This window comes from Ralstonia pickettii (assembly GCF_016466415.2).
GTDB classification, from domain to species: domain Bacteria; phylum Pseudomonadota; class Gammaproteobacteria; order Burkholderiales; family Burkholderiaceae; genus Ralstonia; species Ralstonia pickettii.
Map to the genome: position 1 here is coordinate 163,168 of NZ_CP066772.2, position 15,372 is coordinate 178,539.

The 15,372-nt window shown below is 64.3% G+C and carries 15 protein-coding genes and 1 pseudogene; 7 read left to right on the top strand and 9 right to left on the bottom strand.

Annotated features, from left to right (window positions below):
* Positions 1-9: 9 nt before the first annotated feature.
* The 3 genes from RP6297_RS16895 to RP6297_RS16905 all read right to left on the bottom strand — a co-directional run bounded on the left by RP6297_RS16895 (position 10) and on the right by RP6297_RS16905 (position 2,259).
* Positions 10-537, bottom strand: coding sequence for a hypothetical protein (locus RP6297_RS16895; protein ID WP_009239913.1), 528 nt, complete (start codon positions 535-537; stop codon positions 10-12).
* A 64-nt stretch (positions 538-601) separates the two neighbouring features.
* Complete coding sequence (locus tag RP6297_RS16900) at positions 602-1,003, bottom strand: winged helix-turn-helix transcriptional regulator (protein WP_009239914.1); 402 nt, start codon at positions 1,001-1,003, stop codon at positions 602-604.
* A gap of 167 nt (positions 1,004-1,170) precedes the next feature.
* Positions 1,171-2,259 (bottom strand): tartrate dehydrogenase, encoded by a 1,089-nt coding sequence (locus tag RP6297_RS16905; RefSeq protein WP_009239915.1) that lies wholly within the window; start codon positions 2,257-2,259, stop codon positions 1,171-1,173.
* A gap of 283 nt (positions 2,260-2,542) precedes the next feature.
* Between RP6297_RS16905 and RP6297_RS16910 the strand changes: the two genes are divergently transcribed.
* The 4 genes from RP6297_RS16910 (at position 2,543) to RP6297_RS16925 (ending at position 4,757) form a co-directional block, all read left to right on the top strand.
* Positions 2,543-2,872 carry a DMT family transporter gene (locus RP6297_RS16910; RefSeq protein WP_009239916.1) on the top strand — a complete coding sequence of 110 codons (330 nt, stop codon included), beginning with the start codon at positions 2,543-2,545 and terminating at the stop codon, positions 2,870-2,872.
* 20 nt (positions 2,873-2,892) lie between these two features.
* A complete protein-coding gene (locus tag RP6297_RS16915; RefSeq protein ID WP_009239917.1) occupies positions 2,893-3,537 on the top strand; it encodes an FMN-dependent NADH-azoreductase in 645 nt (214 codons plus the stop codon).
* Between the two features lie 73 nt (positions 3,538-3,610).
* Positions 3,611-4,048, top strand: a complete 438-nt coding sequence (locus tag RP6297_RS16920; RefSeq protein WP_009239918.1) for an Rrf2 family transcriptional regulator — start codon at positions 3,611-3,613, stop codon at positions 4,046-4,048.
* A 97-nt stretch (positions 4,049-4,145) separates the two neighbouring features.
* Positions 4,146-4,757, top strand: a complete 612-nt coding sequence (locus RP6297_RS16925; RefSeq protein WP_009239919.1) for an NAD(P)-dependent oxidoreductase — start codon at positions 4,146-4,148, stop codon at positions 4,755-4,757.
* Between the two features lie 35 nt (positions 4,758-4,792).
* Here RP6297_RS16925 and RP6297_RS16930 read toward each other — a convergent pair whose 3' ends face one another.
* A complete protein-coding gene (locus RP6297_RS16930; RefSeq protein ID WP_009239920.1) occupies positions 4,793-6,280 on the bottom strand; it encodes an ATP-binding protein in 1,488 nt (495 codons plus the stop codon).
* Positions 6,277-6,955, bottom strand: a pseudogene (locus tag RP6297_RS16940) (response regulator). The gene RP6297_RS16930 and the pseudogene RP6297_RS16940 overlap by 4 nt, the downstream one beginning before the upstream one ends.
* 233 nt (positions 6,956-7,188) lie before the next feature.
* Here RP6297_RS16940 and RP6297_RS16945 point away from each other — a divergent pair.
* From RP6297_RS16945 to RP6297_RS16955, 3 genes are all read left to right on the top strand, one after another.
* Complete coding sequence (locus RP6297_RS16945; RefSeq protein ID WP_009239922.1) at positions 7,189-8,508, top strand: Nramp family divalent metal transporter; 1,320 nt, start codon at positions 7,189-7,191, stop codon at positions 8,506-8,508.
* A 142-nt stretch (positions 8,509-8,650) separates the two neighbouring features.
* Positions 8,651-9,751 (top strand): GGDEF domain-containing protein, encoded by a 1,101-nt coding sequence (locus tag RP6297_RS16950; RefSeq protein ID WP_009239923.1) that lies wholly within the window; start codon positions 8,651-8,653, stop codon positions 9,749-9,751.
* 52 nt (positions 9,752-9,803) lie between these two features.
* Positions 9,804-10,934: a mechanosensitive ion channel family protein gene (locus RP6297_RS16955; protein ID WP_009239924.1), complete on the top strand. Its 1,131-nt coding sequence runs from the start codon at positions 9,804-9,806 to the stop codon at positions 10,932-10,934.
* On the opposite strand, the gene RP6297_RS16960 is transcribed toward RP6297_RS16955, so the two are convergent.
* Genes RP6297_RS16960 through wecB form a run of 4 tightly spaced genes read right to left on the bottom strand, consistent with a single transcriptional unit; the run spans position 10,924 to position 15,277 of the window.
* Positions 10,924-11,811 carry a hypothetical protein gene (locus tag RP6297_RS16960; protein WP_009239925.1) on the bottom strand — a complete coding sequence of 296 codons (888 nt, stop codon included), beginning with the start codon at positions 11,809-11,811 and terminating at the stop codon, positions 10,924-10,926. The genes RP6297_RS16955 and RP6297_RS16960 overlap by 11 nt on opposite strands.
* A 2-nt stretch (positions 11,812-11,813) precedes the next feature.
* Positions 11,814-13,532, bottom strand: coding sequence for a DUF2334 domain-containing protein (locus RP6297_RS16965; protein WP_009239926.1), 1,719 nt, complete (start codon positions 13,530-13,532; stop codon positions 11,814-11,816).
* 23 nt (positions 13,533-13,555) lie between these two features.
* Positions 13,556-14,008: a hypothetical protein gene (locus RP6297_RS16970; protein ID WP_009239927.1), complete on the bottom strand. Its 453-nt coding sequence runs from the start codon at positions 14,006-14,008 to the stop codon at positions 13,556-13,558.
* A 9-nt stretch (positions 14,009-14,017) separates the two neighbouring features.
* Positions 14,018-15,277, bottom strand: a complete 1,260-nt coding sequence (gene wecB, locus RP6297_RS16975; RefSeq protein ID WP_009239928.1) for a non-hydrolyzing UDP-N-acetylglucosamine 2-epimerase — start codon at positions 15,275-15,277, stop codon at positions 14,018-14,020.
* Between the last annotated feature and the right edge of the window lie 95 nt (positions 15,278-15,372).

The window sequence follows — 15,372 nt, forward strand, 5'->3', positions numbered from 1 at the left end:
CGCCGGAGATCAGGCGCGTGCGGGCGGGCGCAGCATGGGGGCCGGCGTGGGGCCAGCCTGGAACGGGGGAAGAGCGACACGGACGCGCGCGACACGCAAGCCGGGCGTCAACACCATGGGAGGGGGCGGGAGCCAGAGTTCCGGCGCGTCGCTGGGGTGATCGGGGGCGGCGGCGCTGGTCGAGGGCGCATCGGGCGCATCGGATGCGTGCGCAACCCAGTGTTCAACGCTGAAGCATTGGCCGGGCTGCTTGACCGTCTTGCCAAGCGCGACCTTGATGGCACGCTCAAAACCCTTGCTGGGCTTAGCAGCGGGCAGCGCTTCACCCGGCACGTCGTCAACCACGGCTTCGATGGCTTCAAGCGCGTCGTCCGCAGCCTGGCCATCGGGAAAATGGGTGGCCGAAAACACCGACACCGTAAACAACAGACACCAGATCGTGACGATCCACCGTACGCCGCGCGCACGTGACAGGACGCCCCGCGCGGTGGCGCGAGACAACGTCGGCAAGGCGGATGAAAGATTCGTCACAAACATGGGCTCCGAATACTATCGGAAAAATGCTGCATCTACACACAACGTCAGGCAGATCGCCCGGATATCAATCGGAATCGACCTGACTTTTGCGAATCCGTTCCATGTCGGACCAATGCGCACGCACCCAGTCGTCCAGGCCGACGAGCGTGCGGTTGAGCGATTCACCGAGCGGGCTGAGACGATATTCGACGTGCGGGGGGACGCTGTCGTAGATGGTGCGCAGGATAAGGCCGTTGGCTTCCAGCTCGCGCAGCGTCTGCGTGAGCATTTTTTGCGAGATGCCGTTGCCCACGCGGCGCAGGAGTTCGTTGTTGCGCACGGGGCCGTTTTCCAGCGCCGGAAAGATGCGCAGCGCCCATTTGCCGGCGATCAGCTCGAGTGCGCGCATGGACGGGCAGGCGTCCACGGTGCCTTCAGCGGGACTTCCCGGCGTGGACGAAGAGGACGGGGCCAGGTTGTCGGCCATGGGGCCTCCGGAACACGATTGGGATACGCGTGACCGTACCGCCAATCGTGCGACCCTGCAATGCAGCCCGTCAGTCGAGCTGGCCCTGGCAGACGTACTTGCTGTCGAGCTAATCGTCCACGCAAGAGCGCATACCTTGTCCGCGTGAACGATCCAGTCGATGAAGATCAGTGAGCAGCAACGTGCGCGGCAATCGCCTCGCCCACCTGCGTGGTATTGGCGGTGCCGCCCAGGTCAGGCGTGCGCGGGCCGTCCTTGAGCACCGCTTCGATGGCTGCGACGATGGCGTCGTGCGCCGCACGCCCCGCGCCCTGCCCTTGCGTGAGGAAGTCCAGCATCAAGGCGCCCGACCAGATCATTGCAATCGGGTTGGCGATGTTCTTGCCGTAGATGTCCGGCGCCGAGCCGTGCACGGGCTCGAACAGCGACGGGAACGTGCGATCGGGGTTCAGGTTGGCGGAAGGGGCCAGGCCGATCGTGCCGGTGGTGGCGGGGCCAAGATCGGACAGGATGTCGCCGAATAAATTAGTGGCAGCCACCACGTCGAAGCGGCCCGGCTGCAGCACGAAGCGCGCGGTCAGGATGTCGATGTGCTGCTTGTCGAGCGTGACGTCCGGATAGTTTTGCGCGACTTCCTCCGCGCGCTTGTCCCACCACGGCATGCTGATGGCGATGCCGTTGCTCTTGGTGGCGAGCGTCACATGCTTGCGCTGGCGGCTCTGTGCGAGGTCGAACGCGAACTTCAGTAGCCGCTCTGCGCCCTTGCGCGAGTAGACCGATTCCTGGATCACGATCTCGCGGTCGGTGCCTTCGTACATGATGCCGCCGAGCGATGTGTACTCGCCTTCGGTGTTCTCACGCACGACGTAGTAATCAATGTCGCCGGGCTTGCGATTGGCGAGCGGGCACGGCACGCCTTCAAACAGGCGCACGGGGCGCAGGTTGATGTACTGGTCGAACTCGCGGCGGAACTTGAGCAGCGAGCCCCACAGCGAAACGTGATCGGGCACCGTGGCGGGCCAGCCGACCGCGCCAAAGAAAATCGCGTCCATGCCCTTGAGCTGCGCCTTCCAGTCGTCGGGCATCATCTGGCCGTGCTGCTGGTAGTAGTCGCAGCTGGCCCAATCGATGGTGTGGCACTCAAGCTGCAAGCCAAAGCGCTCGGCCGCCGCCTGGATGACGCGCAGGCCTTCTGGCATCACCTCCTTGCCGATGCCGTCTCCTGGAATGATCGCGACGCGGAATGCGGGAATCATGTCGTTCCTTTTGCTTCTCTGTTAGATGGAGACCGCCGCGGAATGGGTCACCGTGCGGTCCCGCTCGTCAAGCCAGGCCGGGCGCAGTTCGGGCACCGAGTTGGCAAGTTGCACGCAGTATGGATGATGCGGGCCACCACGACCAAAATCGGACGCACATACCCACGCCGCCCATGGTGGTTACCTCCAGGTGCGTACTTGTTGCCGCACCGCACCGTCCTTACTCTGCGTGCATCGCAACGCATCCGCTTGCCGGCCCGGCAGCGGATATCTCGGAGGTCCCATGATTCAAACCGCCTGGCTCTGGCTGCTGGCAGCCGGGGCTGTAGAGATCGCCATGGCGGTCTCGCTCAAGTTTGCGCAGGGGTGGACGCGCCCGATCCCCAGCGTGCTCGGCATCGTGACGGCGCTTGCAAGCGTCTTCCTGCTCACGCATGCCATGCGCGGCCTGCCTGCCGGCACGGCCTACGCCATCTGGACGGGCATCGGTTCAGTGGGCGTGACGGTGCTGGGCATCGTGCTCTTTGGCGAGAGCATGCAGCCCGCGCGCCTGGCCTGCATCGGGCTGGTGATTGCCGGCACCGTCGGCCTCAACTTCTTCAACGCTGCGTAACACCGCCTCAGGAGCCCAGCATGACCCGCCTGCTCCATATCGAAGCCTCACCCATGAAAAGGCTGTCCCACTCCATCGACGTGGCGAAGCAGTTTCTCGACGCCTACCGTGCCGCACACCCCAACCACGAGATCGACACGATCGACTTGTGGAGCCAGAACATTGACCTGCCCGAATTCGACGCCGACATGATCGGCGCCAAGTTTGCGGTCTTGCGCGCGCAGAACGCAACGCCGCAACAGCGCGCGCAATGGCAGCGCGCGGTGGCACTGTCACAGCGCTTCAATGCGGCAGACCACTATCTCTTTTCTGTACCGATGTGGAATTTCGGGGTGCCTTATCGGCCCAAGCATTTCATTGATGTGATGACGTTGCCCGGGCAGAACTGGAACTGGTCGCCCGCCACGGGTTATCAGGCGCTGCTCTCGGGCAAAAAGGCAGCGCTTATCTACGCCAGCGCCGGGGCGTACGCCGCACACACGGAAGGTGCCAGCGAATCGCCGGACGATTTCCAGAAGCCCTATCTGCGCCGCTGGCTGCGTTTTCTCGGTATCGAAGATGTGAGGGAGATCAGCGCCGCGCCCACGCTGACGGCAGCCGATCTGCTCGCGGCGACCAAGGCCGATGCCAAAGCGCGAGCGGCGGCATTGGGCGCAGCCTTCTGAGATGCACGTCTGCCCGCGGGTTGACTGCGCGCCAAAGTGTATCTACGATGGTTACACTTTCGTACGTAATCCCATGTCTACCAGCAGCCGCTTCGCCGTCGCCGTGCATATCCTCACCCTGCTTGCCAGCGCGGAGGGGCCGGTGCCGTCTTCGCTCATTGCTGGCAGCGTGGGGACCAACCCGGCGCTGATCCGGCGTCTGGTGGCGCAATTGGCGGATGCCGGTTTTGTGACCTCGCAGATGGGCGCGACAGGCGGTGCCACGCTGGCGCGACCGGCAGACCGAATCACGCTGCTCGACGTCTTTCGTGTGGTGGAAGCTCCGGTGCTGATTGCGCTGCCGCCCAACGCGCCCAACCCGGCGTGCGAGGTCGGTCGTGAGATCACCGGCGTGCTCGAACGCGTGACGGAACGCGCGCAGGCCGCGCTGGAAGCCGAGCTGGCTGCGCAAACCATCGCCAGCATCCTCAGCGAGGTGGGGCACGCGCAACGCCGCCGCCGTCGGGCCTAGCCGGGCCGCATGTCGGCCTCTTTTTTTACCCCTATATGTAACTGCGTTAATTACATATAACGTTTCAACCACCCAGACCAACCACAAGGAATTGACCATGAAGATCGCAATCATTGGCGCTACTGGGCGCGTGGGCACCCGCCTGATCGACGAAGCGCTGCGGCGCGGCCATCAGGTGACGGCCATTGCGCGCACCGCATCGAAGCTGCCCGCACGTGCCGGGCTCACCACCAAGGATGTCGACGTTGCCGACGAGGCGGGGCTCGTGGCAGCGCTTGCCGGCAACGATGTCGTCTACAGCACCGTGCGCTTTCTGCAGGCAAGCGCCGACCAGATCGTTGGTGCGGTGAAGAAAGCGGCCGTGCCACGCCTGCTGGTGGTGGGTGGTGCCGGCAGCCTGGAAGTGGCTCCGGGCGTGGCGTTGATCGACACGCCGCAGTTCCCCAAGGAGTACTTTGAAGAAGCCTCGGCCGGCCGCGATTTCCTCAATGCGCTGCGCAAGGAAACCGAGTTGAACTGGACGTTCGTGTCGCCGTCGGCCATCTTCGAGCCGGGCGAGCGCACGGGGCGCTTCCGCGTCGGCAAGGATTCACTGCTGGTGGATGCGAACGGCAAGCCGTGGATTTCGATGGAAGACTACGCCATCGCCTTCCTCGACGAAACGGAAAAGCCGGCACACCCGCGCCAGCGTTTCACGGTCGGTTACTGATCAGCGGCGGATGGGGGCACGGGGGTGCGCGCCAATCAATGACCGCGCGTGTCTGCCATGCCCGGCGGCGCATCATCGGGCTCGATCGGCTCGGGCGCGGATTCCAGCGCCGGCAGGCGGATCACGATCGCGCACCCTCTGCCTTCCGCATGCGCCAGGCCGTCTTCGATGGCCACCGAGCCGTTGCCCAATTCAACGATGCGGCGCACGATCGCCAAGCCCAGGCCGCTGCCTTGCGACTGACTGGTGCGCGGGCGGTAGAACCGCTCGAATACGCGATCGCGCTCGTCGGGCGGAATACCGGGGCCGGAATCTTCAATGCGCAGTTCGACTATGGGCACGCCCGCCTGCTCGATGCGGTTGACGGCCACGCGCACCTCGCCGCCATTGGGTGTTTCGCGCACGGCGTTGTCGAGCACGTTTTCGACCAGCGTCGCGGCGTCTTCATGCGACACCGATACCCACGCCTGGTTGGCGCCGTCATACGACAGCGTGATGTTGCGACGCTCGGCGCGCGAGGCTTGCTGAATCACGCCGCTGCGCGCACAGCCGGCCAGGTCGGAGAGCGCACCCTGCGCGAGCTGCGCCTCCACGCGGCGCGCATCCAGCCGGGCAATGGCGAGCAGCTTGGCGAGCGACTGCGTCGCGCGTGAAATCCCGCGATCGAACTCGCGCAGGGCGGTGGAACGGTCGTCTTCACTGTCGGAATGTGACACGACATATGCCTGCGCCTGAATGGCGGCCAGCGGCGTGCGCAGTTCGTGCGCGGCATCGGCGAAGAAACGGCGGTCCGCCTCGATACCGCGACGCACGCGCGCGAACAAGCCGTTCAGGGCTTCGACCAGCGGTTTCAACTCGGCGTGTTCGACGCTCTGCACGGGGTCAAGATCGGCGGAGTCGCGCGCTTCCACCTGGCGCGTGAGCGTGCGCAGCGGCTTGAGGCCCTGATGCGCCGCCCAACCAACCATCACCATCAGGGCGCTCGCCAAGATGGCCAGCGCCACCGCCACTTCCTGGAAAAGATCGCGAATGGCGCGTTCGTAGGCGGCCAGGGGCTGCGCGACGGTGGCCGAGATCTTGCCGTCAACGCTGTCGACCGTGTAGCTGCGCCACGGCTTGCCCTCGAGCATGATCTCGACCACGGTGTCGTGCGCCTTTCCGCACGGCATGGTGGGCGCGCCGGGGAAGGCGGTGATGACGTTGCCGGCGCGATCGCACAGCACGTAGCGGAATTCGCCAGGCAGGATGTTGGGCAGCGAGAGGCCCAGCTTGATGTCGGTAAGGCGGCGCAGGAATTCTTCGCGGCGCGGCACGTCATCCATGTTGAGCGTGGTGAGGTCCGCATAGGCCTGCGCCGACATGCGCAGATCGCTCACCACCTGGCGGCTGTTGGTGCGCGAAATTTCCAGATGCGCGATGACGAGCTGCACCAGCAGCATCAACACCAGCGCGAGCAGGATCAGCACATACAGGCGGAACGACAGCGAGCGAACCCGCAGGATGGCTGGAACCGCCAGCTTCATTGGCCCGCCCCGCGGTTGCCACCGATCATGTAGCCGACACCGCGAATGGTCTGGATGGTTTCGTTGCCGAGCTTGCGGCGCAGGTGGTGGATGACCACCTCCAGCGCGTTGGCGCTCACGCTGTCGCCCTCACGGTAGAGCGCATCCATGATGCGTTTCGCGCGGCACCCAGCGGTGGGCGCGGCGCACAAGTTCAAGCAGCAGCTGGTATTCGCGCGGCGTGAGTTCAATGACCTGCCCCTCTTGCGTCACGCGCTTCTGCGAGGGTTCCACCACCAGGTTGCCGACGTTCCACTGATTGGTGCTCTGTCCCGCATGGCGGCGCAGCACGGCGCGCAGACGGGCGATAAGTTCGTCCACGGGGAACGGCTTGACGAGAAAATCGTCCGCGCCGGAATCCAGGCCCTTGAGCCGTTCCGACAGCGCGTCGCGCGCGCTGGCGATGATGACGGGCACGTCGCTGTGCGCGGCACGCAGTTCTTCCAGGAACGTATGGCCTTCACCATCGGGCAACCCGAGATCCAGCACGATGGCTTCGAACGTGTTGGTGGTGATCCATTTCTGCGCGTCGACCAGGCGGCGCACCCAGGTCGCGTTGTAGCCGGCCTGACGCAGCGCGCGGGCCAGCGCCGTGCCCAACGGCAAATCGTCTTCGATGAGGAGGATGGCGTTCATGCGCGGGAATCTCGGCGGCGGTAATGACAGTAAACGGACAACCGGCACCTGGAAAACAGGCGCCGGCGAAGGTCGAAATCTACCGCAACGGACTGAGCTTTACCTTAAATGTGTGGAGACACGTGACGAAGAAGTCGCCTCGCCAATACATACCGGACGCGGGCTCGGGCATACAACGTGGCGTTTAGCTATCATTCCGAAATTCCGATTGTATTTTCCTTAAGCCCCCGAGCATGTTCCGCCTGCCCACCACCGCCACCGCGCCGTTCTGCCCGTCCGAGGTGCGCGGCACCGTTGCTGTCCCGCCCGGCCTGCCCCTGTGGAAGGAGCTGCTGCGCTTTGCGGGGCCGGGGCTGCTGGTGTCGGTCGGTTACATGGACCCGGGCAACTGGGCAACCGACATTGAAGCCGGTTCGCGTTACGGCTATGCGCTGCTGTTCGTGGTGGTGCTCTCCAGTCTGGCGGCGATGGTGCTGCAGTGTCTGTCGGCGCGGCTTGGCATCGTCACGGGCATGGATCTGGCGCGTGCGTCGCGCAATCGCTATCAACCCGGCGCGTTGCGCGTGCAGTGGCTGTTGGCAGAGCTGTCCATCATCGCGTGCGACTTGGCCGAGGTGCTGGGCTGCGCGCTGGCCTTCCACTTGCTGCTGGGCGTGCCGATCCTTTGGGGCGTGGCGCTCACCGCGCTGGACACGCTGATCGTGCTGGGCTTGAAGGGCAAAAACTTCCGCCAGTTGGAAGCCATCGTGCTGGGGCTCATTCTCACGATCGGGCTGTGCTATTTCGTTGAACTCGTGCTCATCAAGCCGCACTGGCCTTCGGTGGCTGCAGGGCTGATGCCGTCGTGGCAGGCCGTGAGCCAGCGCGAGCCGCTGTATCTGGCCATCGGCATCCTGGGCGCCACGGTGATGCCCCACAACCTCTATCTGCATTCGTCCATCGTGCAGACGCGCATGACGGCCAACACCGAGGCGGCCAAGCGCGAGGCTATCGGCCTGTCGCGGCTTGACACCATCGTGTCGCTGGGGCTGGCGCTGCTGGTGAACGGCGCGATCCTGATCCTGGCGGCAGCGGCGTTCAACGCGCACGGCCATCAGAACGTGGCCGACATCCAGGATGCCTATCACCTGCTGGAGCCCATCGTCGGAACGGCGCTGGCGGGGCTGCTGTTCGGTATCGCGCTGCTGGCGGCGGGGCAAAGCTCGACTTTTACCGGCACCATCGCGGGGCAAATCCTCATGGAGGGCTTCCTCGATTTGCGCATCCCCTGCTGGCAGCGGCGGTTGATCACGCGGGCCCTGGCGTTGATTCCCGCGTTCATCGGCGTAGCAATGCTGGGCGACCATGCCATTGGCAAGCTGCTGGTCATCAGCCAGGTCGTGCTCGGCCTGCAACTGCCGTTCGCGATGTTTCCGCTGATCCGCATGACGGGCGATCGCACCCTGATGGGCGTCTTTGCCAACAGCCGATTCACGTCGTGGCTGGCGTGGAGCCTGTTCGTCGTCATCGGCGTCGCCAATGTGTGGCTGGTATGGCAGGTACTGGCGGGCTGATACGCCCATTGCGGGATTTCCCCCACTAAAAATCCGCGCACGGCGCCGCCTGCCGCCGTTAGAATGCGCGCTTTGTTGCGCAATCCGGCCACGCCCGCGCCCGCATCATCCCGTCGCGTCAGCAGGCCTCCATTGTCCTGCCTTGAGCGCGAACCTGCCTACCGCCTCCGACCTGCCCGACGCCCGCACGCCCTCGCTCGACTATCAGGCGCGCCATTTCGTGCCGATGATCCTCGCGCTGAGCAAATGCGGCGTGCTCGGTTACGCCTTCGCGATCATGCTGGGCTGGTCGGTCGGGCTGCTGCATCGGCCCGAGCCGCTGCTTGCGCTGCTCCTGGTTCTGGTGGCGATCGTGGTGGTCGCACAGCGGTATCGGCACACCGGGATGTGGGGGCTGCTGGCGCTCACGCACCTGCTGGCAGAAGAAGTGGCCATCATCGCGTTCGGTCATCAGGCGGGGCTCCAATGGGTACTGCCGGCGTTTTACCTGATGCCGCTTGCCACCAGCCCCGCGTGGCTCACCCGGCGCGATTTCTGCATTGCCATGGCGCTGTGCACAGCCGGGCCCATCGTCGCGCTGCTGATCGCGCCGGAACCGGCCTCGGCAATCCGCCACGGCTGGCTGGGTCTGGTGCTCTATCTGCCGATCTGCATAGCCGCGGCCGCCGTCATTCACCACTACCTGCTGCGCGCCATGGCCCGACACTTTGCGGCCGAACGCAGCCTGGCCGACCGCGCCAACACTGACCACCTGACCGGCATGCTTGCGCGGCAGCGCTTCTTCGAACTCGGCAGCTTTGCGGTCGAACGCGCGCAGCATCATGCTGAACCGTTATGCGCGTTGTACCTCGACGTCGATCACTTCAAGTCGATCAACGATACGTGGGGACATGCCGCCGGTGACGAAGCGCTCGTCGCGCTGTCCGATGCGCTGGCGGACGTGCTGCGCCCGGCCGATCTGTTTGGCCGTCTGGGCGGTGACGAATTCGCCGTGCTGCTGCCGGGCTGTGGTCTGACGGGTGCGCTCGCCGTGGTGGAACGGCTCAAGACTGCGGTGGCCGGCACGCAAACGCCCGTGGGGCCGCTGACGGTAAGCGTAGGAGCCGCACCGCTGCGCCCCGGGCAAGACCTGGCACGCTTGCTGGCCGATGCCGATCTCGGCCTGATGGAGGCCAAGCGCCAGGGCCGCAACCGCGTGTGCGTACCGACCGATGTGCAGCCGCCGGCAAATCTGCGGCAGTAAGGCAGGCACGCTCTGTGCGGCGCAGCATCCGTGTTCTTGCACGGAGATGCCAATGGAGTGGCTCAACACCCACACCTTCCTGCGCGTGCCGGCCCGCGATTGGGCCGCCGCCGCGTTGACTGTGATTGCTGCGTATGCGGTACTGTCCAGCGTGTTGCACCTGATCTGCAACCGGTTTGACGCACGTGCCCGCCGCACCGGCTATCGCTTTGACATTCTCGTCACGGCGGTGCTGCGCGATACGCATCCGCTGTTCATTGCGCTGGCAGCGTTGCTCGCGGGCTCGTATTTCATCGATCTGCCCACGCGCGTTGCCAACAAGCTCGATCACATCTGGTTCGTCATCATCGGCTTCCAGATTGCGCTGTGGCTCAACCGCGGCGTGAAGCTATGGGCGCGCGATCGGCTGTCGACCCAGACTCACGCCACGCGTAACCCGGTGATCACGTCGATGACCGCGTGGGTGCTGCGGTTTGCGCTGTGGTCGATGCTGCTGCTGGCCATCCTGGCCAACGTGGGCGTGAACATCACGGCCTTCGTCGCCAGCCTGGGTGTGGGCGGTGTGGCGGTGGCGCTGGCGGTGCAGAGCATCCTGAGCGACCTGTTTGCCTCCCTTGCCATCGGGCTGGACAAGCCGTTCGAGATTGGCGACTTCATCGTCTTCGAATCGATTGCCGGCACTGTGCAGCACGTGGGCCTCAAGACCACGCGCATCCGCAGCCTGTCGGGCGAAGAGATCGTCGCATCCAACACGGCGCTGCTCAAGAGCACGATTCATAATTACAAACGGATGTCGGAACGACGCATCGTCTTCGCCTTTGGGGTGACCTACGATGCGCGCGCCGCGCAACTGCAGAAGATTCCGGACATCGTGCGCCGTGCGGTGGAGGCCGTCGGCAACACGCGTTTCGATCGTGCGCACTTCAAGGAGTTTGGCGAGAACGCGCTGAACTTCGAGGTCGTGTATTTCGTGACCGATCCGGATTTCAATCTGTACATGGATATCCAGCAGCGCATCAACCTGACGATCCTGGAAGGGCTGGAAAATCTGGGCACCTCGTTCGCCCTGCCCACGCGTACGATCCAGCTCGTGCGCCGTGACGGCGAACCTGTTGGCCCGGAAGACCTCGCCGACCGCTCACCCGCCAGCACTCAGCGTGTGAGCGCGCGGGCTAGCGGTTGACCACTGCGGGCATGCTGAGAAACGCCGCATCGAGGCTGCGCCACAGCGGTCTCGAACGCGGCACCATGTCCTGCCGGAAGTACCACCAGAAGTACCCGCCGACAAACCGCGGATGCGCGATCGCAAGCCCGTAGTAGTGCGCCACGAGCGCGGCCTTGCGCATGGCATGCCGCGTCCCGACTTCGCCAAAACCCAGCACGGCGTGCGGAAACAGTTCTCCCAGGCGGGTGAACACGGCGTTCCAGTCGGGCGGCGCGATCTTGCAGTCGTCTTCATAGAAGCTGATGAACACGTAGTCGAGCCCATCGCGCAGGCGTAGCGGCACGTTGCGCTGCGTCCAATCAAACATGGCGCGTGATGGCTGCTCTGCGCAGCCCTCGTTGTAGTACAGCGTGAGCGCCGTGCGGCCGCCGCCGGCCTTGATGACCTCATAGGCTGCCATGGTTTTGTCGATCACCTCGCGTGTGGGGCCTGTCCACTCGCCGTTGATCTCATTGCCGATTTCCCAGACATCGACGTTGCCGGCGAGCGTGTGCAGATAAGCCGCGGCACGCTGGCGCAGTTGCGGGGTCGTGTACTGCTTGAGCGTGGAGGAATCGGCCAGCTCGCCCATCACGTAGGCCACGTCCCGGATGGCGGCCACGCGCCCGACGTAATGCGGCGCGTCCATGCCTTCATCAAAGACGACGCGCACGGTGGGCGTGCGCGAGAGGTGCGACAGTGCGTCGACCACGGCGGGCACGTTGTCCACCGCATCGACGGTCACGCCATACAACGGCACAGGGCCGGAAGGCATCGCGCCCACCAGCCCCGCGGCCTCGTTGGATGCGCTCATTACCAGCATGGCTGCCGCCAGTATCCAGCGCATCCGCTGCATGGCTACTGCACTGTGCTGGCATCCGCCCAGGTATAGCCGAGCGCGGTGATGCCAGTAATGATCTGCTGGAAGTCGGGGAACCCCGTGGCGACCAGCCCCGGCTCCAGCCAGAACGGATGGAAGAAGAACGAGGCAAAGCCATCGCGCACGACCAGCGCATAGTTCGCGTTGGTCAGGATGTCCGTGACGTTGTAAGTCAGGCAAGACGACGGATCGATCGAGCAGATGTTGTATTCAACGTTGCCCAGGTTCTCCGGAATCACGCGTTGGCCATAGTAGTCCTTCTGAATGATGTAGGGGAAGAACTGCCCCACCGAGAAATCATGGCCCGGCGTGGTGGCAGCAAGCGTCTGCGGGTTGTCCGACGTGTAGTACACCACGCGCTGGTAGGTGTTCTTGAAGTACGTCGGTACGGCCTTGATGGCCAATGGCGACGACTGGTAGTGCGGCGCCTCCCACGCAAACGGGAAGTAGCCGTTGAACTGCAGTTCCAGCAACCCCGCCGAAAGACGACCGGCAGCCCATTGCGTCGAGTCTTCATTCACCGGGCGATTCTGGGTGGCGAACCAGAACTCATAGTCGTTCGCGCTGACCGCGTTGATCACGTTCGGGACGTTGCTGTACTGGTGCGTGTAGCCGTGCATCAGGACATGTCCGCCGCGCGCCCTGGCGTAGTTCAGCGCCTGCTTCAGGCCTGTTGCGTTGACCATGTGGATGGTCTGCGCCACACCGCCGTTGTAGACCCCGTTCGGATCCGTATACACGGGGATGGTCGCGATCGAAAACGGAATCTTCTGGCCGTACATGTAGTCCGTCAGCGTCTGCATGGACGAAACCGTGGTCGTAGCGTTCACGTCTTCCAGCCGCACCAGAGCACGGTGCAGCGTGGGCGCATTGGTGCCAAGGATGTCATGCAGCATGTCGCACACCACCAGATAGCGGTCGCGCGGCCCGATGTACGAAAACGGCATATCGGCGAAGTACCAGAAGTTGCCGGACCGAATCACATACGGTGCAGTCGCCTTGGTGACCGAATTGGTGATCGTCACCAGGCTCGTCGCCTTGGTGGCATCGGCCACCGCCGTCAGACCAATATCAGGGTCTGCGGAAATCGCACCGGTCGTGGCATTGAAGGCGTAGTACTTCGTCATCGTCTGGTTCTTGTACGTAATCGTGTCAAAGAAACCAGGATTCGGCGCGCTGGCTGACGGTGCCGCATTCATGCCCGCCAGGCTGGAGAACGTAATGCCGTATCGCGTCGTGAACGGATAGGCCGTATTCCAGGCAAGTTCCCACAGGTTGTACTTGAACCAGACCACGGTCTTCTGTGTGGTGGTCACATCCGACAGGAACGCCGCCGGTATGGGATTGTTGTAGTAACTCCCCATGTAGAACGTGGCAGTGTACTGCTCGGTCATGCCCGCCGTGTAGTTCTGCACGGGCAGCAGCGTGATGGTGGCGTTGAAGTGCGCGAGCAGGTTGTACAGCATGATCGCGTACGCCTTGCCGAGGTTGGTGTACTGGTCGTTTGGCGGGGCGTCGTACAGCACGAGCATCGGGGCCGGCGCGGTCTGGGCCGATGCAGATCCACCAATGGTCACGCAGATGGGCCCGAGCCCAATTGTGCAGGTGGCGGCCTGCACCGGCGCTGTCAGCGAGACCCCGAGCATGCCGCCCGCAAAGACGAGCGCGCACAGAAACTTTCGTAGCAATGTCTTCATGATGACTCTCCGACTCATGGCGATCATGGGCGATAAATCGAGCCATCCGCTTGGCGGTAGAGCCCGAGGTTGAAGTTGGGGCCACGATCGTGGCCACGTTCGGTACCTGTCGTCTCGTTTTCCGGCATGCCAGGGCGGACTTCGGTCATGACCGCCGGACGTGGCGGCGGGACGACCTGTCCGTTCTCATCCATGACGCCGTAGCCGTAGGCGCGCGCGCCTCCCGTCACAGGCCTGGGTGTTGCTGCGGCCACGACGGTGGGCTGCACGGGTTGCGCAGCCGTGGCTGCCGCCTTGGAAAACGCGGGCGGTGGGCCTTTCTTGCGTGTATCGGCACCGGGGCTGCCCTGGTTCGTCGCGCCGGTCACGATGGCGGGTACGCCCCCATCGCCAGCCCACGGCGGCGCGACGATCAGCCACCCGGCAACAAGTGCGGAGGCAACCAACACGCCGCCACCGATTCGTTTTGCTTTCATCAAAGCCTCCTAACCGTTCAGGCGGTGCTGTGTTGACGACCCTTGCGCGGTGGCACGCGCCGCTTCCAGATCGAAGATTTCGGCCTCGGTGGCCGGTTTGCGAATGAGTTGCGGGCCGCGCGCCACCTTCTGCGGCTGCGTGGTGAAGGCCTGCTTCAACGCATCGACAATGCGCCGGCAGGCCTGGCCGTCGCCATAAGGGTTGTGGGCCTGCGCCATTCGCTCGTATTCGGGGGCGTTGTTAAGCAGCGTTTCTGCCTCGTCGACGATGCGTTGCGTATCGGTGCCGACCAGCCGTGCGGTGCCCGATGCCACAGCCTCCGGTCGCTCGGTCGTGTCGCGCGTTACCAGTACCGGTTTGCCAAGAGCGGGCGCCTCTTCCTGAATGCCACCGGAATCGGTGACGATCAGGTAGGCGCGGTCCATCAGGTAGACGAACGGCAGATAGTCCTGCGGCGCAATCAGATGAACGTTGCCGTGGCCGGAAAGGATGGCGCTGACCGGCTGCTGCACGTTCGGGTTCAGGTGCACCGGATACACAACCTGCACATCCGGATGCCGCGCCGCCAGCAGGCGCAGCGCCACGCAGAAGTTCTCGAACGGCTCGCCGAAGTTCTCGCGGCGATGGCCTGTCACCAGGATCATCCGACGCCCAGCCGCCAGGAACGGATAGCGCGCCGCCAACTGCGCTGACAGCGCGGCATCGCTGTCCAGCCGTTGCTTCACGGCCAGCAACGCATCGATGACGGTGTTGCCGGTCAGCGTGACCTGCTCGGGGTCAATGCCCTCGTCCAGCAGGTTCTGACGTGATTCGGCCGTGGGCGCGAAGTGCCAGGTGGTCACGGAATCGGTCACGCGCCGGTTCAACTCTTCCGGCCATGGCGACCAGATGTTGCCGGTACGCAAACCCGCTTCCACATGCCCGACCGGAATGCGCCGGTAGAACGCTGCGAGGCTCGCCGCCAGCGTGGTCGTCGTATCGCCGTGGACCAGCACGGCATCGGGCTTGTAGGCGTCTAGCACGCCGTCGATGCCGCTCAATACGTTGGATGTGATATCGGACAGCGTCTGCCCAGGCCGCATCAGGTTGAGGTCAAACTCCGGCACGATGCCGAAGAGCTCCAGCACTTGATCCAGCATCTGCCGGTGCTGCGCGCTCACGCACACTGCCGACGCAAAGCCTGCCTCGGCCTGCAATGCCTGCACCAGCGGCGCCATCTTGATGGCCTCTGGGCGCGTGCCGAACACGGTCAAGATCTTCCCCATCATCACTGCACTCCCCTGTCGTCTGCTCCGGCGCGCCTGCAAAGCACGACGGGCGCGAAGACGCGCGTGTCGCTTCTGACGCCGGGCAGACCTCGCTA

Coding starts and splice junctions, on each gene's coding strand:
- RP6297_RS16895 (WP_009239913.1), bottom strand. CDS start 537: ATGTTTGTGACGAATCTTTCATCCGCCTTGCCGACGTTGTCTCGCGCC.
- RP6297_RS16900 (WP_009239914.1), bottom strand. CDS start 1,003: ATGGCCGACAACCTGGCCCCGTCCTCTTCGTCCACGCCGGGAAGTCCC.
- RP6297_RS16905 (WP_009239915.1), bottom strand. CDS start 2,259: ATGATTCCCGCATTCCGCGTCGCGATCATTCCAGGAGACGGCATCGGC.
- RP6297_RS16910 (WP_009239916.1), top strand. CDS start 2,543: ATGATTCAAACCGCCTGGCTCTGGCTGCTGGCAGCCGGGGCTGTAGAG.
- RP6297_RS16915 (WP_009239917.1), top strand. CDS start 2,893: ATGACCCGCCTGCTCCATATCGAAGCCTCACCCATGAAAAGGCTGTCC.
- RP6297_RS16920 (WP_009239918.1), top strand. CDS start 3,611: ATGTCTACCAGCAGCCGCTTCGCCGTCGCCGTGCATATCCTCACCCTG.
- RP6297_RS16925 (WP_009239919.1), top strand. CDS start 4,146: ATGAAGATCGCAATCATTGGCGCTACTGGGCGCGTGGGCACCCGCCTG.
- RP6297_RS16930 (WP_009239920.1), bottom strand. CDS start 6,280: ATGAAGCTGGCGGTTCCAGCCATCCTGCGGGTTCGCTCGCTGTCGTTC.
- RP6297_RS16945 (WP_009239922.1), top strand. CDS start 7,189: ATGTTCCGCCTGCCCACCACCGCCACCGCGCCGTTCTGCCCGTCCGAG.
- RP6297_RS16955 (WP_009239924.1), top strand. CDS start 9,804: ATGGAGTGGCTCAACACCCACACCTTCCTGCGCGTGCCGGCCCGCGAT.
- RP6297_RS16960 (WP_009239925.1), bottom strand. CDS start 11,811: ATGCAGCGGATGCGCTGGATACTGGCGGCAGCCATGCTGGTAATGAGC.
- RP6297_RS16965 (WP_009239926.1), bottom strand. CDS start 13,532: ATGAAGACATTGCTACGAAAGTTTCTGTGCGCGCTCGTCTTTGCGGGC.
- RP6297_RS16970 (WP_009239927.1), bottom strand. CDS start 14,008: ATGAAAGCAAAACGAATCGGTGGCGGCGTGTTGGTTGCCTCCGCACTT.
- wecB (WP_009239928.1), bottom strand. CDS start 15,277: ATGATGGGGAAGATCTTGACCGTGTTCGGCACGCGCCCAGAGGCCATC.